Genomic DNA, 23,494 nt, shown 5'->3' on the forward strand with positions numbered 1-23,494 from the left:
CCTCCCGGACCCATGGCCGGGTGCCCCTTAACCGAAATTTCTTCTTGTTTTTTCATTTGCGCTCAGGCCGCGCAGGCCCCTCCTTTCGTTCAAGGGTGAATTAAAATAGCAAGTGCAACAGGAGGGTAGAAAGAGTCCACAAAAAGCCAAATCCATGATACAGTAGGAGTTGAAAAGACACCACTGAAGGAGAGGCTTTTTATGGACTACCACCATCTTACACCAAAAGAGCGCGCATTGATAGCCCAATTGTGGAATAACGGGATCAGTATGAGGCAGCTTGCACGCAGGTTGCAAAGGGATCCGGGCACAATCAGCCGGGAGATCAAGAGGAACCGTTCGGGACAAAAATATCTTAGCGTTCCGGCACGGGCCCGGTACCTTGAACGGCGAATGGAATGCCGCCGGAAGAGGCTGTATCAAAACCCACGTCTGACAGCTTACATATCCGAAAAGCTTGAATTGTCATGGTCGCCCGAACAAATTGCCGGAAGAATCCGGTTAGACTATCCGGATGACCGGGACATGAAAATCTCGCACAGCAGCATATATCGGTGGCTACGCGCGGACTTGCTGCCACGTTCCGTACAACTTACGATGAAACTGCGTCACTATGGCCGTCAGCATGGAGAAACTCGTGGGTACAAGGCCGGGGCGCGGGAAATCCGGGAGAGAAGCAAAGAAGCTCTACGCAGAAAGAGACTTGGAGACTGGGAAGCTGACACGATCGGGTTCGGACAAGCAAAACGCGCTTATTTGCTGAATGTGACCGACCGAAAAAGTCGATACTGCTGCCTGGCCGTCCTGCGCAACATCAGACGGGAAGAAGTCATGCGGGGCTTTGAGTTCTTCTTTGAAGGCGGAAAGGTTCCGCTCCGCACGGTAACGTCGGATCGAGGGATCGAATTCAACTGCCACCGTGAATTTGAGAGCCGCTTTGAAGCGTTGTATTATTACACTCGCCCAGCCTCTCCGTGGCAGAAGCCAACTGTGGAAAATACGAACGGATTGATTCGTCAGTTTTTCCCCAGAGGAACCCGTTTTACAGAACTTACCCCAGAAGCCGTGGCATTTGTCATGGAGCGTCTCAACGACCGCCCGCGTAAATGTTTGAATTGGAAAACTCCTGCTGAAGTCATTTCTTCTTATCTGTTGCACTTCACTTGACAATTCACCTATATCAGAAAGGCGGGGCCCGTGCGAGTAGGTTAAGGGGTACCGGGCCGTAAATGCGGCGGACCATTGGGGCGATGCCGAATGGAAGGTCGGATGCGCCGGAAGGAATGGTTAGACCTGTTTGCCGCCGATGAGGAACTTCACGGGAATCGTCCGCATGAGGCTCCCGCGTTCGTGGAAATATTCCAAATGCGCGGGGATCAATCCACTTTTCTGTTTTTACGGGTCGTAATGTCAAAAATGACTGCAAGGACAAGGATCGCCCCTTTGATAATGTACTGGTAGGAAATACCGATGCCCATCAGGTTCATGCCGTTCATCAGCGAAGACATGACAAGGGCGCCCACGATGGAGCCCGTCACCTTACCGACACCGCCGTCCGCTGATACGCCGCCCACATAGGCCGCGGCAATGGCGTCCATTTCAAACGCCGTGCCTGCTGTCGGGGTTGCGGATTTCGACCTCGCGGTGAACAGAATGCCGGCCAGGGCCGCAAGCAGGCCCATTGACGCGAACACCAGGAACGTCACCTTTTTCACATTGACGCCGGCAAGCTCTGCGGCCTGCGCGTTGCCCCCTACGCCGTAAATGTGACGTCCAAGCGGCGTTTTATTTAGGATGAAGCTGTAAATGGCTACGACGACCGCCACAACGACCAGTGTCCATGAAATGCCCTTGAATCCGGCCAGAATATAGTCAATGTATCCGATAATCAGAGAAATAAAGATCAGCTTGATTACAAACATGGGTACGGACAGGACCTGAAAATGATACTGGAGCTGATTATTGCGCGTCTTGATCTGCGAGAAGATATAAAAAATAATCGTTAACACGCCGATCAGTATCGTCAGGATGTGCAGGCCGTTCACTGTGCCGATGTCCGGGATAAACCCATTTCCAAGCGCGTTGTAGCCTTCGTCCGATACAATGATCGTCCCGGTGCCTTCCGTGACCCACAGCAGAAGCCCCCGGAATGCAAGCATGCCCGCAAGCGTGACCACAAAAGACGGAACGCCGACTTTCGCCACCAGAAAACCCCCGAACATACCGATCACAAGGCCGAGCAGAAGCGAAAGCACAATCGACAGCCATGCCGGAACGTGGGCCTGCGTCATCAAAATAGCGGAAATGGCGCCGATGAAGCCGCACAGGAACCCGACGGAGATATCGATGTGTCGGATGATCAGGATGAGCGTCATTCCAACGGCAAGAACGGCGATGTAGCCGGTCTGGTTGATCCAGTTGCTGATGTTTCTCGGTGAAATGAAGTCGCCGCCCGTGCTGACGCTGAAGATGACGATAATGGCGGCCAGGGCGATATACATTCCGTAATCACGGATGTTTTTCTTTAGCAGCGTTTTTGTCTCGGTCCAAAGATTCATATTCTCTCGCTCCTAACTGACCGTAGCCATTGTCATGATTTTTTCTTCCGTCGCTTCCCCGGTCGGAAGTTCCCCGGTGATCCTGCCTTCGGACATCACGTAAATGCGGTCGCTCATGCCGAGAATCTCGGGGAGTTCGGAAGATATCATAAGGATGCTCATGCCGTTTGCCACAAGTCGGTTCATAATGGTGTAAATTTCATATTTGGCGCCCACGTCGATGCCGCGGGTCGGCTCATCCAGAATCAGGGTATGCGGATCGATGAACAGGCATTTGCTCAGCGAAACCTTCTGCTGGTTCCCGCCGCTTAAATTACCGACCACCTGATCCACGGACGGCGCCTTGATATTGATCGATTTCATATACCCGTTGGCGGAGATTACTTCCTCGTTTTCATTGATGATTCCTTTTCTGCATATTTTTTTAAGATTGGACATGACGATGTTCTGCTTTATGTCCTGAATCAGAATCAGACCGTTCGCCTTCCGATCCTCCGTCATATACGCGAGCCCGCCACGAATCGCTTTTGCCGGATGATGGTAGCTCACTTTTTCTCCGTTGATGAACATGTCGCCCGACACCTTGTACCCGCGTGGATTCCCGAACACGCTCAGCGCGAATTCGGTGCGGCCCGCGCCCATCAGCCCCGCGATGCCGACGATCTCGCCCTTTCGCACATTCAGGCCGACATGGTGAAGAATCTCCCTGCCGGCAGCGGGGTCGTACGCCGACCAGTCCTTTACTTCAAAACTGACTTCGCCGATTGTACGCTGCTCCTTGGGAGGATAAACGTTGTCGATCTCCCGCCCTACCATATGGCGGATGATCACATTTTCCGGAACCTTCTGTTTTGTCGCATCCATGGAGCAAATGGTTTTGCCGTCGCGCAGTATTGTGATGCTGTCGGCGATTTCAGATATTTCCTTTAGCTTGTGGGATATCATGATGCAGGTGACCCCCTGCGTTTTCAATTTTCTCAGCAGGTCCAGCAAATGTGCGCTGTCGGCTTCCGTCAGGGCGGCCGTAGGCTCGTCGAGAATCAGCAGCTTTATGTCCTTGCTGAGCGCCTTCGCGATCTCAATGAGCTGCCGCGTGCCGACGCCGAAGTCCTTGACTTTTGCGACAGGATTCGCGCCGCACCCTACCTTCTCCAGTATTTCCCTGGCGTCGATGATGGTCTTGTTCCAGTCCACCGTCTTCCCGTTCATGATCTCATGGCCGAAATAGATATTTTCGTAAACAGTCAGCTCGGGAATCAGCGCAAGCTCCTGATAGATGATGGCGACGCCGGCTTTCTCGCTGTCGGCGATATTTGTGAAATGCTGCTCCGCGCCGTTCAGGATGATCTGTCCACTGTAAGTGCCATAAGGATAGACCCCCGAGAGAACTTTCATCAAGGTGGACTTTCCGGCTCCGTTTTCGCCCACAAGGCAGTGGATTTCTCCCTTCCTTACCTGGAAGTTGACCCGGTCCAGAGCTTTGACCCCCGGGAATTCCTTTGTGATATCCTTCATTTCAAGTATGTAATCACCCATACGCAAAATCTCCCTTAATATGCTGTAAAAACAGATGGGACACTGGATCTTTGTCACCAGTATCCCATCTGCTTTTTGTCACGTTACTTCAGGTTGGTGAAATCGGAAGCCTGATAGTATCCGGAGTCGATAATGGCACTCTTCACATTTTTGGAATCCACGACCTGAACGTCTGTCTGTTTTGCCTTGACGTCGACCATTTTATTGTTGTATGTTCCTGTTGTCTCGGGAGTTTTGCCTTGGAGGATGGAAATCGCCATCGCAATGGAGTCCTTGACGAGAATGCGTACATCCTTGAACACGGTCATGGACTGTTTGCCGTCGATGATATACTGGATCGACGCCTTTTCGGCGTCCTGCCCGGTGATCTTATAGCTTGTCACCGCCGTGTCCGCCGCGAACACATCCGAAATGGAGCGCGCCGTGCCGTCGTTTGGCGCAAGGATATAAACGTTGCCCTTGTCGGCCGCCTTCGCCGCCGTCAGATGAGCTTCGGCCTTATTCTTCGCTTCGTTGAAATCCCAGTTAGTGGTGACCTGTGCGATGATCTTGCTTTCCTCGTCGCGGGTCAAGGTCGCTTTGGACTGAAGATTGACGGCTTCGCTGGAGTTCTTGATGACGAACGTCCCGTCCGCAATCTTCGGCTGAAGAACGTCCCATGCGCCCTCAAAGAAAAGGAACGCGTTGTTGTCGGTCGCGGCTCCGGTGTAGAGATACAGCGGATTGCCTTTTCCGGCCGCATTGTCGATCAGATACTGTCCCTGCGCCTTGCCGACCGAAATGCTGTCGAATGTGACGTAATAGTCGACCGATTTCGTATCCGTGATGAGTCTGTCGTAGGAAATGACGGTGATGCCTTCCTCTTTGGCTTCGTCAACCGCCGCCGCCGCTGCTGCCGCATCCTGCGGGCAGATGATCAGCACCTTGATACCCTTGGCCATCAGTGCTTCTACATTTTCCTTTTCCTTTGCGGAAGAACCCTGGCTGAATAGAACTTCAATGGAATAATTGGATTCCTTCAGCGCGTCCCTGAATCTTGTTTCATCCTGCACCCACCTTGGTTCGTCCTTTGTAGGAAGGATAATGCCCACATCGATTCCGCCCGATTTTGCCGCGCCGCCCGAGGACTGGGCCTCCCCGGACGAGGCCGGCGCGACGTCGGCCGGTTTTGATTCGCAGGCCGTTAGCCCCGCGATCAGCATGACCGATAACAGTACAGCAAAAAACCTTTTCAAATTTTCAATCCACCTTCCAATTTCATTTCGATAGCAATGCACATAAATCACAGGACCGTTTGCTATCTTTTTGTGATATTCATCATACTATTGAAAGGCTTCGTTTACAATGAACCGGATTGCTGTGTATCATTCTTATATTGCCGAGTTCTGCGATCCACCCGGTTGAAGCAGCGTTTTATTGCCGCAATAATAAAAAGGAGCCTCTGTGAACAAACAGTTCACAGAGGCCAAAGGCAGTCCCCGCAGTGCGGAAAAAAGCGGGACTCCTGTGTGGTGAAGCTTATTTCGAGGAGACCTCAGGCGTGCGGTATACGTCCTCTCTGAGATGGAAGCCGTCCCTGATTACCGTTTCGTCGATATTACCCTTTGTCACCCCGACTACGTCGATCATGAGAAAAGGGACATTGTAGGTTCCGTCGCTTATGGTGCGGCTGTAGGAAAGCTTTTCCCCGTCGGCGAGAAGCTTGCAGGTTTTTACCGCCTGATCCACCAGCTTTTCGATCGGCTTGTAGACGGTGAGATGCTGCGTCCCGTCCACGATGCGCTGACAGGCGGCCAGGTCGGCGTCCTCCCCTACGACCAGCACCTTTTTGGCAAGCTTCGCTTCTGAAAGGGCGTCGATGGCGCCCCATGCGAGGGAGTCGTTGCCCGCGATGATCGCCTTGATCTGGTCCGGATGCTGCCTGAGCTGGTCGGAAACGAAGCTGTAGGCTCCTTCTCTGCGCCAGTCCTCCACCCATGTTTCCGCGACGATCCGGATCTTCCCGGCCTGAATCGGCCCGTTCAGCACGCTCATGCAGCCGTCGTGGGACATGGAGGTGTTGTTGTCGTCCTTTGACCCGTTTATTAGAAGATATCCGCCCTCGGGAACAGCTTTGACCAGCGAGCCTGCCTGCAATTCGCCGACCTTCACGGTGTCGAATGAAACATAGACGTCGGCATTGGCGTTCCTGACGAGCCGGTCGTACGCGATCACGGGGATTCCGGCCTTTTTGGCTTCCTGAACGCACGCCGCCGCGTCATCGCGGTCCTGCGGCGCGATGACCAGAACGTCGATCTTCTTCCGAATCATGTCCTGCACTTGTTCCCGCTGCATGGCGGCGTCGTTGTTAGCGTTGGAAACAATGACGTCCAGTCCCTCCTGTTTCGCTTTTGCGGAGAAGATATCGCGGTCCCGGAGCCATCGGTCTTCCTTGAGCGTTGCCATGGAGAATCCAACCAGTATTCTGTGACCTCCGCCCTCCGAGGACTCCGGAGCCTGCTTTGCGCCGCATCCCGTGCAGACCGCTCCGAGCACGACGGCAAGCAGCGCCGCCACCAGCCCGCCTTTACGCCGTTTGAAAGGTTTTGCTGTCACAAGACTCACTTCCCATAATGTTCTTTATACTCGCTTGCCGTGACGCCGACAATCTTTTTGAACAGTTTTGAAAAATAATTGGGATCGGCATACCCTACCTGTTTGGCGGCGTCCTTGACGGACGCATCCGTGGACGCTAAAATGTGTTTCGCCTTTTCAATGCGGATCCTGATCAACTTATCAATAAAATTTACGCCTGTTTCCTCCTTGTAAAAATGGCTGAAATAATAGGGGCTCAAGTTGACTTCTCTTGAAATTCCACCCAGCGTGACCTCGCTCTCGTAATGCGACTCCATGTAGGAATCGGCCTTCCGAATAATGTCGTTCGCCCTTTTCTTTTTCCCTGAGGCGATTTCATTCACCGCCCCTGCAATAAAGCGGCTGCAGATATGACAAAGCTCCGTCTGGCTGCATGCGGCGGCCGCCTCCCCGAGTGCGGCGGGGTAGTCCCGGATCCAGTTTCCCCACTTCCGGTCGAATCCAACGATCAGTGAGATGCAGTTGTTTTTCAGTTCATCGAAATCGGGCATGACGTCCGCGCACATCCGGTCGAAAATATTGGAAAAAGCGAACAGGGCCCCTCCCGCGTCGCCTTCATCCGCCTTGGTGCAGACCGCCTGAACAAGCTGCTGCGCGTAATAGTTCCCCGTGCCCTTCTTTTCCTCCAATATGTCCTCGTAATGCAGGATGGGGATTTCGCTTTTCAGCCGCGAAAGATACTCCAGCGCGCAAAGCGCCTGCCGATAGGATTCGCGCGCCCCCCGAACGTCCGGACAGTACCCCCCGATTCCGGCGGATAAACCCAGTTTCAGTTTCTGCGCCTGATGGAGAAAACGCCGCGCCGTTTCCACCGCCGCGAGCTTCTGCTCAAACCCAGGGGAATGTTCGTCCAGCACGTAAACGATCAGGCGGTTAAGCATAAGTGGCCCCACGACACACACACATACATTTTTCAGAATGTCGCGGTAGTTTTGATAAAACTTCTGGCTTTGTACTCCGATTCCGATTCTGTTCTGCACTTCACCCCCGTCCGTTTCCCCGAACTGGACGGCGAGAACATAGCCGCCCGTCCTTTCAAACCCAAAAAGCCGGCAGTACTTTTGAAGGTCTTCCTCGGAACCGTCCAGCATGCAGATGGAACTGATGAATCCCGTTTCCAGCACGGGGATCACCATTTCAAATTTTTCTTTCAGTTCCAGCTCCCGCTTGACCTTGTCGCGGCGCTCGTCGATCCGGTGGACCACCTTTTCCAGCGTTTGCACCAGCTTTTCCTCTTTTACCGGCTTTAGGAGATATTCGTCCACGTTCAGCGCGACGGCTTCCACCGCGTAGTTGAAATAGTCGAAGGCTGAAATGATGATGAAGTGGACCGCCGGGTTTTCTCTGCGGATATGCTTCATGGCGTCCAGTCCGTTGATGCCCGGCATGTTGATGTCCATAATTACTATATCGGGGTGAAGGCTGTCTGATTTTTCAACGGCGGCCCGTCCGGAGCCGGCCGTACCCACGACTTCAAGCCTGTCGAGATCGTTTCGGATTATGTACTCGACGGATTTCACCGCGATCGGTTCGTCGTCAACGATCAGCACCCGGTACATTTTCGCCACTCCCTTCGTAATTCAGCGGCAAGACCAGAATGAATTTTGTCAGACCGCCCGCGCAATCGATCCACATGACGTCACGCCTGTCAAAGAAAAGCCGCAGCCTTTTCAGCACGTTGTCGAGTCCGATCCCCGTCGTGTGCCCCCGCTCATGGGGCCTGTCGTCGCCGGTATCTTCGGGGGATCCGTTCAGAATGGATTCGATCTGCTCCGGCGGCAGGCCGCTCCCGCTGTCGCAGACCTCAATATGGGCAAGCTTTCCCTCCTTCCATGCTCTCAGCCGGATGGTGCCGCCTTCTTCCATTTTGCTGATGCCGTGAATATAGGCGTTTTCAACGAGCGGCTGCAAAGTCATCCGGGGAACAACGAGTCCCATCAGCTCCGAATCCGTTTCGTCGGCCTCGAGCGAAAACCGGATCGTGTCGCCGAAGCGCATCTGCAAAAGATACATATAGGACACGACGTTGTCGATTTCCTGCTTCAGCGTGGCGTTGGAGTCCAGCCCGTTCAAGTTATAGCGGAAAATATCGGCCGCGTTTTCAAGGTAGGTGCAGGTAGCCCTGTCTCCCTGGAGCATGGCGATCTTTGCCCCTATGTTGATTGTGTTGAAAATAAAATGAGGGTTTACCTGCGACTGGAGCGCCAGAAGCTCCGACTCGTGCAGCGCGTTTTTCATTTTCAGGTTATTCAGCTTCTCTTCACTCAGCGTGCGTTCCAGGCGCCTTTTCTCCTGGATCTGGTCGACATATTCCCTGATGCTGACCACCATGGAGGCGAACACACTGTACAGCGTATGGATTTCTCCGCTGGTCCTGTCCGGCTGGATGGCAATGTCAAAATCGCCGTCCGCAATCCTCTGGGCGTATCCGGCAAGCCTTGTGATGGGTTTGGTCACCTCGAAACTGAACAGAATGATCATGGCGATGACGAATCCCATGACGCACGCGATTAAGATATCGTTGAGCAGAGACGTGTTTTGCTGCCGGACGCTGATCTCCTCAAACTTTTCCGAACTGTCGATGACGTCGCGGCTCATGATCTCTTCCATATAGACCGTGATGTAGTCGCTTTCCTTTACGATTTCCTCATAATCGGCCGTGTAGGCGGAGATATTTCTTCCTCTTTTTTCGTTTATGGCAGCTTCAGCTTTATCAAGGTAGTTCAAAATCATATTTGCTACGTTTTTGATTTTAATCCCCCGCTCCGTGTAGGAAACCTCCGAAAGCAGTTCGGCGGCGTTTTCGTTGAGGGAGGAACTGTCGTTGTAAAATGCGATGAGACTGTCCGAACTGCTGGTGGAAAGATAAATTTCAATATCGTTCTGAACCTTTTCCAGTCTGCTGTAGGCCACTGTGAGCTCCAGATTCTTTTTCAGCATCTGGTTCGTGTCCCCCATCAGGATCTGGGAGGAAAGGTAGGCGAAAAGGCTGGCGAGCATGATGGTGGAAACGGCAAGCAGGAAAAAGGCCATTAGTTTCGTGCGGTATTTCATCCCGCCGAATGACGGCCTCGTTTTAATTTTCATCATTAGCCACCTGATACCGGTCGACATTTGCCGCATCGATGGAAAACAGATCCGTATTCAGGCTGTCGGAGATATGGTTCCCTTTCAGAATCGAGTTGAGCTGCTGAACGCAATTATAGCCGATATGGTAGGCGTCCGGGCAGACGGAACCATAAATGACACCACGTCCGATGTAATTCAAAGTCTGGGGCATGGCCCCATAGCCGATGACTGAAACGTCTCCCACGCGGTTCTCGTCGACCAGTACCTGAGCAATGCCGGGCGTGCTGCGCTCGTCCGTGCAGAGAATCAGGTTGATTTTCGGGTCCTGTGTCAGAATGGTACTCATCAGTTTTTCCGTTTCGAACATGCCGGAATCCAGCGCATATATTTTCTGAACCTGAATTCCCTTGTTTTTGGAGAAAACGTCCATCATGCCCTGCAGCTTCAGGTTTTTATACTGGCTGCTTTCCTTGCTTCCGCTGCCGTTCACAATGATCGCCGCGTTCCCTTTGCCGCCGCAGGCCTTTACGCCCATCTCGCCCTCGCGGAAGCCGATGTCGTAGCTGCTGGAACCCACCGTGGGAACTTCGGGAATAAAGAAGTGGTCGTTCTCGAAAGTAAGTATGGCAATTTTTTTCTGCCGCGCTTCCGAGGCAAGGGCGGATGTCTTTTCAATATCCTCCGCCTGAAGCGCGATTCCGTCAACATTGGAGAGGAGAGCTTTCTCAAGAGTTTTCACCGAGGTGTCTTCATTGTTCTGGGCGACATCTACGAATTCAACATACACATTCAATTTTTTTCCGGCATCGGAAGCTCCTTTTTTAAACGTCGTCCAAAAATGCTCATTTGTGCTCTGCGTCACAAGCTGAACGTGGTAAGCGGGTTTGCCCACAGGCTCCTGCCCGTTTGTCCGGCTGCGTCCGGTGTCGTAAAGACCGTACAGCATAGCGGAAATCATGATCAGCACGATGACCAGAGACGCAAAAATGCCTTTCATGCGATTTCATCTCCATCGGAAGGAAATTACGTTTTTAAGAGGTTTCCTCCCAGGCCTTTCGGGCCGGGGCAGCGTCAAATCCTATATTAGAATAATAGCATTTCTTAGTAGAATATAATTCCTTCTATGAACGATATTTGCCTCTCCAATTTATTATTACCAATTAATGGATATAAACGGAATACCCTGAAGGTCATTGTCAATGACAAGCCATTGCATTTTTCCCTGTCGGGCTGCCTGGCCGCCGGTCTTCCATATCCGAATAACGGACCCGAAAGAGGGAATATCGTGTCTTCCGAAGGGGCGGTGCGGGTATCAGACAGCAGAATTCGCGCCACGTTTTCAAAGGTATCCCAGAGGAAGCGGAGCAGGCAGCTTCTGAGCAAGGGGGTGCTGAAATGGCGAGAAAAAGTAGAATCTATGCACAGCCTCTTAATGCAGCGCTGCCAAACCGTGTTTACAAAAGTCTGTATGTGCGCCTTTCCGTTATGGACAGCGGCAAGTTGGACAGCGATATGCTGCAAAATCAGAAAAGCCCCCTGCGCGCTTATATGGCGGGCAACAGAGTTTTCTCTTTACGAGGTCTATATTGACAACGGAGAAACCGGGGTAAGCTTTCCCTGTTCGAGTGACGCACTGATCCTTGGACATGCTCTGGGTCGTGGCCGCCGGAGGCGCAAAAGGCGCTTTGTGTCCGGGCCATAGATGCGGGCGATGCCGCTACCAGAACATGCAGAGCCGTTCCAGATTCGCGTAAAAGGCCGGGTCGGTGTAATAGATCGTGTTCCTCTCGTTGCCGAAAATCACCGCGGTCCCCACAAGAATGGTGAGAATCAGGCTGGCGCAGGACAGCGCGTAAGAAGGGGAGCGGCCCCCCGCCGCCGGGGAGGACCGGGCGCATTCCCGGTTGAGATCCAGAATGACAAGCAGCGAAAGCGCCGACAGCAGCGGCGAAAAGTCCGTGACATAGCGGATATCCATGCCGGAAACGGAGTAATTCAGCACGGCGATTCCGAGCGAGAGCAGAAGGACCGTCCAAAAAAACAGCCGCGCGTCGCTTCTTTCCCGGTAGACCGGGGAGCGGCGCATCCCGAAAATCCACCACAGGCTGGGAAAACTCATCATGCCGAGCATCACGATATGCAGTTTATACGAGGAGTAATAATTGAACTGCCTGTCAACAACGTGGAGAAACGGAAACCTGGGGTCAAGGCTGGGAAACTGCAAGAAGTAATGGTAGACGGCGGGGATGAGGTTCAGGATGCTGAAGCGGTTGCAGCTCATGTTGTCGATGGTAAGCTGATACGTCGTGCCGAATTCGAACGGCGAGCCGAACCGCAGAAAATTGTATTCCATGAGCGCCAGCGCGCCGCAGAGGACCGGCAGGGCGAACGCGCCGAGCCGCAGCAGCCGGCGCGAAATCCGTCCCTCTCCGTGCAGCAGCTCCTTCAGGAGCGCCGGCAGGACCAGCACGATGGACAGGGCGGCGACCGGCCTGCTTCCCACGGCGAGGACATAGGCGATGCCGCCGAGAAACAGAAGGAACGCCCGCAGTCCCGCCCGGCTCTCTCGGTCCGACCGGAAGATCAGGAAAAGAAAGGCGCACAGAAACAGCATTTCGGACAGATAGGCGATGTAATAAAAGTCCGCTGAAATCTGGAGCATGAACAGCATGCTGGAAAAAACGGCCGCCGCCGTCCCAAGCAGAAATAAGAGAAGATTGATTTTTTTGCAGTACCGCAGCGCGAGTTCGCGCAGCAGCAGAAAGAGGAACGGGATGGCCCAAAGCGCCAGAATGGCACCGGCCTGCGAATCCGCCGGCAAAGAGTGAAACAGAAAATAATAAGGATAGTAAACGGTGAAGAGGGGCGTCAAGCCGAAATACGAGTAGTATTTTCCATTATAATAGGAACGGTCCCAGCTGAACGAGACGCCATCCGCCACACGGGCGCTGTAATCATAGGGATTTTTCATTGCCCCCAGCTTCGGGTCGACGCTCAGATCCAGGTTCAGCTGCCCCTTCTGGAACGCGTCGAATTGCTGGATATAGCAGCCGTAGGCTTCCGGGGCCCCCCGCAGCGGGTACGAAATCTCCTTTCCCGCGCCGGCGGCGTTGCAGAGGGCAACCGACACAAAGCACAGAAGGACCGCCAGCCAGACAATGATCCGATTGTGGGTATGGGAGGTCCGATCGTAGAAAACCGTCCAGGCTTTTTTCCGGATGATGCACAAGGTTCCGACCGCCAGCAGGGAAAGCAGCAGAAAACGGCCCCAGGAAAAGAAGAAACCCGGCTGGTTGACCGAGATTCCCTGAATGCGCAGGCCGGCGCAGCTGTCGTCGAAGACGAAGCGGACCGAATCCAGTTTTCCGGCGGAGTAGACCGGAAGGACCGTGGTCCGGGCGGAATCGGCGCTGAAGTCGTAGGTGCCGCAATGGTAAAAGTCGGCGGCCATGTTCTCGTCGCGGAGTTCCACTTTCACGATGCAGACTTTTCCGTTGTCCTTCGCCTGAATCCGGAAGCAGCAGGTCGTTCGGCCGACCCCGTCAAAGGTCACGGACCCGCCGTTGTCTCCAATGGAGATTTCCCCTCCGGAAAAGGAGGCCCCGTTTTCCAGTTTGGCGCCGTCGAGGGGGAGGGATCCCGCGGACATATTTTTTACGGAAGGAACGAAACTTAAATAATTGAAAACAAAGAGTTCACAGAAAAGGCAAAGGGCAACAAGGATGCAGGCGGTTTTCATGATGGAATAGAGTTCTCTTCCAGAGAAGAATTCCCCCATCTGCCGCAGCATCCAGACACAGAGGACGGACGCGCAGAACAGAGCGGCTTCTAAAAAGAGGATCGGCCATCCGGTTCTGAGAAAGGCGTCCGGGGTGGATTCCGCCCTGCCGATGAAATTACCGGTCAGAAACAGGATGGCAAAGCACAGGAGCGCCGAGAGGCCGCACATCACGGCATAATTCCGTTTCCCGAAGGAAAAAACCGATTCCCGGTGCCGCATTCCGAACAGGAGGAAGCCCGGAGCGAAAGTGCCGGCCGCCAGCAGGGCGGAGAGGAGCAGCAGCTGAGTCAAGTTTTATCCCCCGTTTCGTGTTTTTGCGGAAAGCCCGTGGCCTGTCCCAAAAGCCGGACGGCTTCTTTTCGCCCTTTTCCGGCAGGGAGGATCAGATAATCCATCCCGGCGTTTTCCGCCGCCTTTCCGTCCCGGTCGAACCGGTCCCCCGCCATCAGGCAGTCCGAGGGAGAAAGTTCATTTTTGCCCAGAATTGCCCGCAGCCCGGCGGGGTCGGGCTTCAGCCGCCGGATTTCCGGGTCCGCGGCGCAGTAACAGCCGTCCGCTGAAAGCCGGAGGGCTTTCAGCTTTTCCGCCGCGGGGTAGTCGGAATAAATGAAAACAAGAATTCCCCGGCCGCGGAGTTCGGGGATCAGCTTTTGCAGCCGCCGGTCCCGGCAGGCATAGAGATGGGAGAGCGGGGCCTTGAGCATCCACGTTTCGACGGTACGCCGGACGGCGTCTTCGGGGAGGTGTAATCTCCGCGCGACGGCGGAGTACTGCTCCGTTTCCCAATCTCCCGAAAAACATTCCGTTTCGCGGTTTTTCCGGTAACCGGAGAGAATTTTGCAGTCGCGAAGCCCTTCCCGTCCGTGCCGCAGGCAGTGCCGAAGCAGCTCGGCGGCCATGAAAAGGCGGAGCGCCCGCTGATGATAGAGTGTGCCGTCCATGTCGAAAATAACCGCCCGATAGGGCCTCCCTTTGGAAGTGAGGCTCTTTTTTATCCGCATCAGCTTACCTCGATCAGGCTGTCGCTCAGGAAAACGCTGAGCTGTGGAATATTGACGAACAGCAGGACTACCACCAAAACGAGAAAACAGACCAGGTACAGCATCAAAAATTTTTCACGGAACAGTTTTTCCGGCTTCTGTGCCGCAGAGTCCTTTTTCAGCCCGATGGAAAAATAGAGACAGAACAAACCGCACAGAAACGGGACCGCCAGAAGCAGCTCAATCCGGTACTTGACCAGAAAGACGCCGAGAAAAAACACCGAGAACATCGCGTAAAAAAAAGAAGAGATCAGCAGCGACTTCTCCGAATAGTGCAGAAAGGATTTCCGGTATTTTCCGGCCAGGGCAGGGTCGGCGATCATCCTGTATTCGGAAAAGCGCTTGACCGCCATTAAAAAAGCCCCGCCGAACCAGAACCCGAGTATGATGCTGACGGGCGGGTAATACCGGTCTGTGATGATAAACCACCCGAGGTAAAACCGAAGCGCGTTATTGACCGATTCGGTGAGGACGTCCAGGTAAGGCAGGTCCTTCAGTCTCAGCGGGCGCACATTGTAGAGGAGGCCCATCGCGAGAAGCACGAGCTCCGCCGTCAGAAAACAGCGGTTGATCCGGGCGGAAAGCAGGAGCCCGCCCGCGCAGAGAAGACAATACTCCAGAAGTAAAAACCTGACGCTCATCTGTTCCGTGACGAAGGGCCGGAATTTTTTCGTCGGGTGAAACCGGTCGAAATCGGCGTCCAGCCATTCGTTGATGACGTAGTTTGCGGAAGCGATGAGGCAGGTCGCCGCAAGACCGATCAGCAGAGGAGCGGCTTTTTCCCAGGGCATATGCTGGGAGGTTAGAAAAAACGCGAAAAAAGAACCCGGCAGCAAAAAGAGGTTTTTGATCCAGTGGTCGGGCCGTGCGATCTTAATATAATTTCTCAGTTCGGAAGGTCGATGCGTTTCCTGCATGAAATCAGATTCCATTCTCCGTTAAATTGATTGACCGGCTGATAGTGACCTCCGGGGCGGCTTCTCCGCCGTCCGTGCCCGGAGGCTTCGATTCCCCGGATCATCTTCCGTCTCATATCAGATTTTAATACTTCTTTTCCTTTCTTTCAACTAAAAGTATCATGAGTATTTTGCCGGCGCGCCGGAATCGGTCCCCGATCCCAGTGCGCCGGCGGGAGAGTTACGGAAAAAAGGGAACGGCCCGCCTCAGGCGGGCCGTTCCCTTTATATAGGAAGATATGTAAAGAATCTTATAATTGAATGAAGTGCAAGTCAGAATCTGGAAAAATAGGAGGATGAATCGCCGTCGCGGTTTCCCGCCGCCGCAAGGCGGATCGAAAGGCGCGTTTCCAAAAGCCGCAAACACGCCCTCCTGCCGCTCTTTTATGATTGCAGGGGCAAATTCACACGACGCTGAACAGCAGTTCTCCATAGGTCGGGTACGGCAGGTAACCGGAGCCGATCAGCGGCTCGACCTGGTCCGCGACGGCGCGGGTCTCGGACATCTGGGCGAATACGGTGTTGCGGAAGTATTCCGCCTCGTCCAGAGCATCCTTAAATTCCCGATCCGTGCTGGCGGCGGCTTCAAGAGCCTCCGTCTTCCTGTACAGGTCGGTGACCAGCGGAGCGAGTTTTTCCAAAAGTCCCTTTTCGAATCCGCAGCACAGATCCGGAGAAAGCTGTTTTTTGCTGTTTGCCGTTTCGCTCAGGTCTTTCATGTAGGCGGCGGCGGCGGGGAGAAGGTCCTTGCGGATCATGTCGGCCATGGCGAGCGCCTCGATGCTGACCTGTTTATAATAGTTCTCAAGCTGGATCTCATAGCGGGAGTAAACCTCCGTTTTCGTGAGGACGCCGTGCTTTTCAAACATCGCGACATTTTCGGGCTTAATATAGTACGGCAGCGCTTCCACGGTGGAGTGCAGGTTCAGAAGGCCGCGCTTTGCGGCTTCGTCGACCCATTCGGGCGCGTAGTTGTTGCCGTTGAAAATGATGCGTTTGTGCTTTTTAATGACTTCCTGGATCAGGGCGTTCAGTTCCGCTTTGAAATCGGACGCCTTTTCCAGACGGTCCGCGAAGCAGCACAGCGTATCCGCAATGATGGTGTTGAGCATCATGTTTGGGCAGGCGATGGAATCGGAAGAGCCGACCATGCGGAATTCAAACTTGTTGCCGGTGAAGGCGAACGGGGAGGTGCGGTTGCGGTCGGTCGTGTCCTTCGGGATTTTCGGCAGCACGTCGGTGCCGATCTCCATGAAGACGCGGTTCTTTTTGCCGCAGGGAGCGCCGCTTTCAATCGCGTTCAGGATCTCTTCCAGGTCCTCGCCGACAAACATCGAAACGATGGCGGGAGGCGCTTCATTTGCACCCAGGCGGTGGTCGTTGGCCGCGCTGGCGACGCTGATCCGCAGAAGGTCCTGGTGCTCGTCGACCGCCTTGATGACGGCGGCGAGGAAAAGCAGGAACTGCGCGTTTTCGCTGGGCGTTTCTCCCGGTTCCAGCAGATTTTCGCCCTTGTCGGTGGACATGCTCCAGTTGTTGTGCTTGCCGTTGCCGTTGATGCCGGCGAAGGGCTTTTCATGCAGCAGGCAGGTCAGGCCGTGCCGGATGGCGACCTTTTTCATCAGTTCCATCACAAGCTGGTTGTGGTCCGTCGCGACGTTGCTGGAGGTGAAGATCGGCGCCAGTTCGTGCTGAGAAGGCGCAACCTCGTTATGTTCAGTTTTCGCCAGGATGCCGAGCTTCCACAGCTCCTCGTTCAGGTCCGCCATGAAGGAGGCCACGCGGGGCTTGAGCGCCCCGAAGTAGTGGTCGTCGAGCTCCTGCCCCTTCGGAGGCTTTGCCCCGATCAGCGTTCTGCCGGTGTAGATCAGGTCTTTTCTTTTTTCGTACAGCGCCTTGTCGATCAGGAAGTATTCCTGTTCCGGGCCGACCGTGGTGGTCACGCGGGTCGCCTCGGTGTTGCCGAACAGCCGCAGGATGCGCAGGGCCTGTTTGTTCACGGCATCCATTGAACGGAGCAGCGGGGTTTTCTTGTCCAGGGCCTCTCCTCCGTAAGAATAAAAGGCGGTGGGGATGCAGAGGGAACTTTCCTTGACAAAGGCGTCGCTGGTCGGGTCCCAGGCGGTGTAGCCCCTCGCTTCAAACGTAGCTCTCAGCCCGCCGGACGGAAAGCTGGAAGCGTCCGGCTCGCCCTTGATCAGTTCCTTGCCGGAAAATTCCATGATGACCTTTTCCCCGTCCGTGGGAGAAATAAAGCTGTCGTGCTTCTCCGCGGTGATGCCGGTCATCGGCTGGAACCAGTGGGTGAAGTGGGTCGCGCCTTTTTCCAATGCCCATTCCTTCATGGCGTTTGCCACCACGTCGGCCACTCTCGGGTCAAGCGTTTTGCCCTTTTCCCTTGTCTCCTTAAGAGCCTTATATGCCGATTTTGGAAGCCTAGCTTGCATTACGGTGTCGTTGAACACCATGCTTCCGAACAATTCCGGAACATTGCCCATCAGAAATCCACTCCCTATATAAAATACGTTGACAATGAAAAAAGATGCTGTGGGGGCACTTACAGAAAGCCCCAACAACATCCTCGTTGTATATTCCTATTATATGGCGGTCAGGGCAAAAAGTCAATCTTTAATTGCCGGCAAATGCAAAAAGGAAAGAAAAAAAAGTCGGAAAGCGTCATTCAACCTCTTCTTATGAATTTTGGATAACAAATTCCGCCATTTCGGTAAAAATCTCAGAAACACTTGACTTTATCGGATAAACATTATATCATGGGAAAACGTACAAAAGTAAAGTATTTTTAAAAATAAGTTTATATTATTAACAAAGCCCTCCGTTTTCAAATTCAGACCAAAAGGCAAAAGAAAACGGTAAGTCTGTTTCCTGCAGGGAGGCTGAAGGAAAAATGCAAAATGAGGGGCAAATCAGAATTCCGTCCGGATGCGCGATCACGGGCGTGATTTCAAAAAGCGGCGAACGGTTCAGCGGCGAAACGGCCATCCGGTCCATCGAGCCGATGCATGACCGCTCAAACGGGCTGGGCGGCGGCTTCGCGGCCTACGGGATCTATCCGCAGAATCGCGATCTTTACGCGTTCCACGTCTTTTACGACAGCGCGCGCGCCAAAGACGAGTGCGAGGAAATTTTTCAGTCCAGCTTCGACGTGTCCGTCGCCGAAAAAATACCGACCCGCAAAATTCCGCAGATCACGGATGAACCGGCCGTCTGGCGCTACTTCGGCCTTCCGTACGACAAGCTGCTGCAGAGCACAGGCCTTGACGAGCGCGAATTCGTCGCGCGCTTTGTCATGAAGATCAACACGCAGATCACAGGGGCCTATGTGTTCAGCAGCGGGAAGAACATGGGCGTGTTCAAGGCGGTCGGCTTCCCGGAGGACGTGGGCCGCTACTACCGGCTGGAGGATTACGAGGGCTACTGCTGGACGGCGCACGGCCGCTACCCGACGAACACGCCGGGCTGGTGGGGCGGCGCTCACCCGTTCAGCCTGCTGGATTACACGGTGGTACATAACGGGGAGATTTCCTCCTACGACGCGAACCGGCGGTGGATCGAGATGTTCGGCTACCGCTGCACGCTGCTGACCGACACGGAGGTCATCACCTACATTATCGATTATCTGAACCGGCGTCAGGGAATGAGCCTGACTGAGACCGCCGACGTGATCGCCGCGCCGTTCTGGAGCGAGATCGACCGGATGAGCCCGGAGGAGCAGAAGCGCTACACCTATCTGCGGAATGTGTTTTCCGGCCTTTTGATCACCGGCCCGTTCTCGATCCTGCTCGGTTTTACCGGCGGCATGATGGCCTTGAACGACCGCCTGAAGCTGCGCAGCATGGTGGTCGGCGAAAAGGGCGACCGCGTGTACGTCGCGAGCGAGGAATGCGCGATCCGCACGGTGGAGCCGGAGCCGGACCGCCTGTGGTCCCCGCGCGGCGGGGAGCCGGTCGTCATCCGGGTCAACGAGGGGGTGCGGGTTTAATGGCGATCAACTATAAAATCCCGGAATACGACGTTCTGCGCGACCCGCAGCGCTGCATTGCCTGCCGTGTCTGCGAGCGCCAGTGCGCGAACGAGGTGCATTCCTTCGACCCGGATTCCGGAACGATGAAGAGCGACGAAAGCAAATGCGTCAACTGTCACCGCTGCGTCGCGCTCTGCCCGACGCATGCGCTGAAAATCGTCAAAAACCCGGACACGTTCCGCCTGAACGCCTACTGGGGGCAGAGCGACATCAGCGAAATTTACGCCCAAGCGGAAACCGGCGGCATGCTGCTTTCCTCCATGGGCAACCCGAAGCCCTATCCGATCTACTGGGATAAAATGCTGATTAACGCCTCCCAGGTGACGAATCCCTCCATCGACCCGCTGCGCGAACCGATGGAGACCCGGACCTTCCTCGGCAAAAAGCCGGACCGCGTCGAGCGCGGTCCGGACGGTAAGATCAAAACCGACGGCCTGCCTCCCCAGCTCAAGCTGGAAGTTCCGATCCTGTTTTCCGCCATGAGCTACGGTTCCATCAGCTACAACGCGCACGAGAGCCTCGCGCGGGCGGCGCGGGCGCTGGGGACTTTTTACAATACCGGAGAGGGCGGGCTGCACGAGGACTTTTACGAGTACGGCCCGAACACGATCGTGCAGGTCGCGTCCGGCCGGTTCGGGGTGCATCCGGACTACCTGAAGGCCGGCGCGGCGATTGAGATCAAAATCGGCCAGGGAGCGAAGCCCGGCATCGGCGGGCATCTGACGGGGGCCAAGATCACGGACGCCGTTTCCAAGACCCGAATGATCCCCAAGGGGACCGACGCGATTTCCCCCGCGCCGCATCATGACATTTATTCCATTGAAGATCTGCGCCAGCTGGTTTATTCGCTGAAAGAGGCGACCGAATATCAAAAGCCGGTAATTGTCAAGATCGCGGCGGTACACAACGTCGCCGCCATCGCGAGCGGCATCGCGCGCAGCGGCGCGGACATCATCGCGATCGACGGGTTCCGCGGCGGCACCGGCGCGGCGCCGACCCGCATCCGCGACAATGTCGGCATCCCGATCGAGCTGGCGCTGGCGGCGGTGGACGAGCGCCTGCGGCAGGAGAAAATCCGCAGCAATGTGTCTTTGATCGTCGCCGGCGGCATTCGGAATTCGGCGGACGTGGTCAAGGCCATCGCGCTCGGGGCGGACGCGGTCTATATCGCGACCCCGGCGCTGATCGCGCTCGGCTGCCACCTTTGCCGCACCTGTCAGGTCGGCAAGTGCAACTGGGGCATCGCGACCCAGCGCCCCGACCTGGTGAAAAGGCTGAATCCGGAGATCGGTTATCAGCGCCTTGTGAATCTGGTTTCAGCGTGGCAGCATGAAATCATGGAAATGATGGGCGGCATGGGTATTAACTCGATCGAGTCGATGCGGGGAAACCGCCTGATGCTGCGCGGCGTGGGACTGAACGACAGAGAGCTTGAGATCCTTGGAATCAAGCACGCGGGGGAATGAGCGATGAAACGGGTTTATGTAAACGAAGAATGGTGCCTGGGGTGCCATCTGTGCGAATACAACTGCGCGTTCGCCGCGACCGGCGAACGCGATATGGCGAAGGCGCTCAAAGGGATGGAAATCCACCCGAAGATCCAGATCGAGGGGGACAATCGGATCAGCTTTGCGGTTTCCTGCCGTCACTGCGACGATCCGATCTGCATGAAAAGCTGCATCGCGGGCGCAATTTCCCGAAGGGACGGCGTGATCCACGTGGACAAAGACAAGTGCGTCGGATGTTTTACCTGCATCCTGGTCTGCCCCTATGGGGCGGTGCTGCCCGCCCCGGACGGGCACGCGGTCCGGAAATGCGAGCTCTGCACCGACAACGCGTGCGGGGAGCCCGCCTGTGTCGCGGGCTGCCCCAACGGCGCCATCGTCTTTGAAGAGAGGTGAACCGAATGAAATATGTGATAATCGGAAATTCCACCGCGGCCGTCGGCTGCGTCGAGGGAATCCGTTCCGTCGATCAGGAGGGGCCGATTACGGTGATTTCCGACGAGCCGTATCCCGCCTACTCCCGCCCGCTGATTTCCTATCTGCTGCAGGGGAGCACGACGGAGGAGAAGATGAGGACCCGCCCCGCCGATTTCTATGAGAAGAACGGCGTGACGCTCCTGTCCGGAAAAAAGGCGGTCCGGATCGACGACGCCCGGAAGACGGTCGGACTGGAGAGCGGGGAATCGCTCCCTTACGACCGGCTGCTGATCGCGGCCGGCTCCCGGCCGTTTATCCCGCCGATGGCGGGGCTGGACCGGGTGGAAAAGAAATTCACCTTTATGAAGCTGGACGACGCGAAGGCGCTGGAAGCGGCCCTGACCCCGGAAAGCCGCGTGCTGATCGTGGGCGCCGGGCTGATCGGCCTCAAGTGCGCGGAGGGCATCCGAGGGCGGGCCGGTTCCATCACGGTTGTCGATCTCGCGGACCGAATCCTGCCGAGTATCCTTGACGAAACGGGCTCGAAGATGATGCAGGAGCAGATCGAATCGAACGGAATCGGCTTCCTGCTCGGAGACAGCGTCGCGGAGTTTGGGAAAGACCGGGCGCATCTGAAAAGCGGGAAAACGGTGGAGTTCGACCTTCTTGTCGTCGCCGTCGGCGTGAGGCCGAATACGGAGCTTGCCTCACAGGCGGGCTGCGAGGTCGGCCGGGGCATCGCCGTCGACGAGCGTTCCGCAACCAGTGTGCCGGACATTTACGCGGCGGGGGACTGCTGCGAATGCCGCGACATCACGACCGGGCAGCGGCGCGTCCTGGCCATCCTGCCGAACGCCTACCTGCAGGGGGAGGCGGCCGGAGTGAATATGGCCGGCGGCGAAAAGAGCTTTGCGAATGCCGTGCCGATGAACGCAATCGGCTTCTTCGGGCTCCACGTCCTCACGGCGGGCAGCTACGACGGGGAAGAAATCGTGGAAACCAAACCGGGCGTTTACAAAAAGCTGGTGGTGAAGGACAATCTGCTGAAAGGATTTATCCTGATCGGAGAAATCGCCAGGGCCGGAATTTACACATCCCTGATCCGGGAACAGACTCCGCTCGATACCGTCGATTTTGATCTTCTCAAACAGAAACCGCAGTTGATGGCGTTTACGGCCCGGCGCCGGGCGGAGAAACTCGGAGGTGCGAAATGAACCGGATTGACGCGGACGGAAGGGATTTTCGGGCGCTGAACGAGGAGATCCGCGCGGCGGCGGACCCGGACATCCTGGTTGAAAACTGCATGGGGCAGCGTTATATCGGCGCGGGAATGAGCGGGAAGAATCTGACGATCCGCGGAATTCCAGGCAATGCGATGGGATGCTATCTGAACGGGAGTTCCATTCATGTCTGCGGCAACGCGCAGGATCAGACCGGCGACACCATGAACGCGGGGACCATCGTGATCGACGGCTCCTGCGGCGATGCGACGGGCTATTCGATGCGCGGAGGAAAGATTCTGGTGCGCGGCAATGCGGGGTACCGCGTCGGCATCCATATGAAGGCCTATCGGGAGCAGAAGCCGCTGATCGTGATCGGCGGGGAGACCGGGAGTTTTCTCGGGGAGTACCAGGCCGGCGGAACCATCATCGTGCTGGGGATCGGCTCCAAAAGGAAAGCGCCGGTCGGAAACCTCTGCGGGACGGGGATGCACGGCGGGAAGATGTTTCTGCGCTGCGAGGAACTTCCCGCGGACCTTCCCCCTCAGGTGGCGGCGGCTCCGGCCACGGCGGCGGACCTTGAGGAGATCGGCGCATATCTGGACGAATTCTGCGCGGCGTTTTCGGTTGACAAACAGAGCTTGTTCGGCCGTCCGTTCTTCGTGCTGAGCCCGAATTCCAATAACCCCTATCAAAACCTTTACACGTTTAATTAATTTCAGACAAAGGCGGCGCG

The 23,494-nt window shown here is 55.5% G+C and carries 18 protein-coding genes; 7 read left to right on the plus strand and 11 right to left on the minus strand.

The features are described 5' to 3' along the window. The first annotated feature begins 201 nt into the window (after positions 1 to 201). A complete protein-coding gene (locus EQM14_RS00725) occupies positions 202 to 1,167 on the plus strand; it encodes an IS30 family transposase (protein WP_128741069.1) in 966 nt (321 codons plus the stop codon). A gap of 209 nt (positions 1,168 to 1,376) precedes the next feature. On the opposite strand, the gene EQM14_RS00730 is transcribed toward EQM14_RS00725, so the two are convergent. The 7 genes from EQM14_RS00730 to EQM14_RS00760 form a co-directional block, all read right to left on the minus strand. Continuing rightward, on the minus strand, positions 1,377 to 2,558 hold the full coding sequence (locus EQM14_RS00730) for a sugar ABC transporter permease (RefSeq protein WP_128741160.1): 1,182 nt from the start codon (positions 2,556 to 2,558) through the stop codon (positions 1,377 to 1,379). 12 nt (positions 2,559 to 2,570) lie between these two features. Continuing rightward, complete coding sequence (locus EQM14_RS00735; protein ID WP_128741161.1) at positions 2,571 to 4,094, minus strand: sugar ABC transporter ATP-binding protein; 1,524 nt, start codon at positions 4,092 to 4,094, stop codon at positions 2,571 to 2,573. Positions 4,095 to 4,177: 83 nt separating this feature from the next. Next, a complete protein-coding gene (locus tag EQM14_RS00740) occupies positions 4,178 to 5,329 on the minus strand; it encodes a sugar ABC transporter substrate-binding protein (RefSeq protein WP_243112570.1) in 1,152 nt (383 codons plus the stop codon). A gap of 283 nt (positions 5,330 to 5,612) precedes the next feature. After that, complete coding sequence (locus tag EQM14_RS00745; RefSeq protein ID WP_128741162.1) at positions 5,613 to 6,689, minus strand: sugar ABC transporter substrate-binding protein; 1,077 nt, start codon at positions 6,687 to 6,689, stop codon at positions 5,613 to 5,615. A 5-nt stretch (positions 6,690 to 6,694) separates the two neighbouring features. After that, positions 6,695 to 8,287: a response regulator gene (locus tag EQM14_RS00750; protein WP_128741163.1), complete on the minus strand. Its 1,593-nt coding sequence runs from the start codon at positions 8,285 to 8,287 to the stop codon at positions 6,695 to 6,697. Next, positions 8,265 to 9,815: a sensor histidine kinase gene (locus EQM14_RS00755; protein ID WP_164918902.1), complete on the minus strand. Its 1,551-nt coding sequence runs from the start codon at positions 9,813 to 9,815 to the stop codon at positions 8,265 to 8,267. The genes EQM14_RS00750 and EQM14_RS00755 overlap by 23 nt, the downstream gene beginning before the upstream one ends. Then, positions 9,805 to 10,794, minus strand: coding sequence for a sugar ABC transporter substrate-binding protein (locus EQM14_RS00760; protein ID WP_128741165.1), 990 nt, complete (start codon positions 10,792 to 10,794; stop codon positions 9,805 to 9,807). Before EQM14_RS00760 ends, EQM14_RS00755 begins: the two co-directional genes overlap by 11 nt. Before the next feature lie 398 nt (positions 10,795 to 11,192). Between EQM14_RS00760 and EQM14_RS00765 the strand changes: the two genes are divergently transcribed. After that, the gene (locus EQM14_RS00765; protein WP_128741166.1) at positions 11,193 to 11,387 is read left to right on the plus strand and encodes a hypothetical protein; all 195 of its coding nucleotides are present in this window, start codon (positions 11,193 to 11,195) and stop codon (positions 11,385 to 11,387) included. 127 nt (positions 11,388 to 11,514) lie between these two features. Here the strand turns inward: EQM14_RS00765 and EQM14_RS00770 are convergent, their stop codons facing one another. The 4 genes from EQM14_RS00770 to EQM14_RS00785 all read right to left on the minus strand — a co-directional run bounded on the left by EQM14_RS00770 (position 11,515) and on the right by EQM14_RS00785 (position 18,072). Continuing rightward, on the minus strand, positions 11,515 to 13,869 hold the full coding sequence (locus EQM14_RS00770; protein ID WP_128741167.1) for a hypothetical protein: 2,355 nt from the start codon (positions 13,867 to 13,869) through the stop codon (positions 11,515 to 11,517). Continuing rightward, positions 13,866 to 14,579, minus strand: a complete 714-nt coding sequence (locus EQM14_RS00775) for an HAD family hydrolase (protein ID WP_128741168.1) — start codon at positions 14,577 to 14,579, stop codon at positions 13,866 to 13,868. The genes EQM14_RS00770 and EQM14_RS00775 overlap by 4 nt, the downstream gene beginning before the upstream one ends. After that, complete coding sequence (locus tag EQM14_RS00780) at positions 14,579 to 15,550, minus strand: UbiA prenyltransferase family protein (RefSeq protein WP_128741169.1); 972 nt, start codon at positions 15,548 to 15,550, stop codon at positions 14,579 to 14,581. The genes EQM14_RS00775 and EQM14_RS00780 overlap by 1 nt, the downstream gene beginning before the upstream one ends. 428 nt (positions 15,551 to 15,978) lie before the next feature. Beyond that, the gene (locus EQM14_RS00785; RefSeq protein ID WP_128741170.1) at positions 15,979 to 18,072 is read right to left on the minus strand and encodes a glutamine synthetase III family protein; all 2,094 of its coding nucleotides are present in this window, start codon (positions 18,070 to 18,072) and stop codon (positions 15,979 to 15,981) included. 407 nt (positions 18,073 to 18,479) lie between these two features. On the opposite strand from EQM14_RS00785, the gene EQM14_RS00790 reads away from it, so the two are divergent. The 5 genes from EQM14_RS00790 to EQM14_RS00810 are packed head-to-tail and all read left to right on the plus strand — an operon-like array spanning position 18,480 to position 23,474. Next, positions 18,480 to 19,574, plus strand: a complete 1,095-nt coding sequence (locus EQM14_RS00790) for a class II glutamine amidotransferase (protein ID WP_128741171.1) — start codon at positions 18,480 to 18,482, stop codon at positions 19,572 to 19,574. Further along, positions 19,574 to 21,082 carry a glutamate synthase-related protein gene (locus EQM14_RS00795; protein WP_128741172.1) on the plus strand — a complete coding sequence of 503 codons (1,509 nt, stop codon included), beginning with the start codon at positions 19,574 to 19,576 and terminating at the stop codon, positions 21,080 to 21,082. The genes EQM14_RS00790 and EQM14_RS00795 overlap by 1 nt, the downstream gene beginning before the upstream one ends. A 3-nt stretch (positions 21,083 to 21,085) precedes the next feature. Beyond that, a complete protein-coding gene (locus EQM14_RS00800; protein ID WP_128741173.1) occupies positions 21,086 to 21,517 on the plus strand; it encodes a 4Fe-4S dicluster domain-containing protein in 432 nt (143 codons plus the stop codon). Positions 21,518 to 21,522: 5 nt separating this feature from the next. Continuing rightward, entirely contained in the window at positions 21,523 to 22,752 is a 1,230-nt protein-coding gene (locus EQM14_RS00805; protein ID WP_128741174.1) for an NAD(P)/FAD-dependent oxidoreductase, read from the plus strand. Continuing rightward, positions 22,749 to 23,474 (plus strand): glutamate synthase, encoded by a 726-nt coding sequence (locus EQM14_RS00810; protein ID WP_128741175.1) that lies wholly within the window; start codon positions 22,749 to 22,751, stop codon positions 23,472 to 23,474. The genes EQM14_RS00805 and EQM14_RS00810 overlap by 4 nt, the downstream gene beginning before the upstream one ends. The last annotated feature ends 20 nt before the right edge of the window (positions 23,475 to 23,494 follow it).

The organism is Caproiciproducens sp. NJN-50, from assembly GCF_004103755.1.
Classification (GTDB): domain Bacteria; phylum Bacillota; class Clostridia; order Oscillospirales; family Acutalibacteraceae; genus Caproicibacter.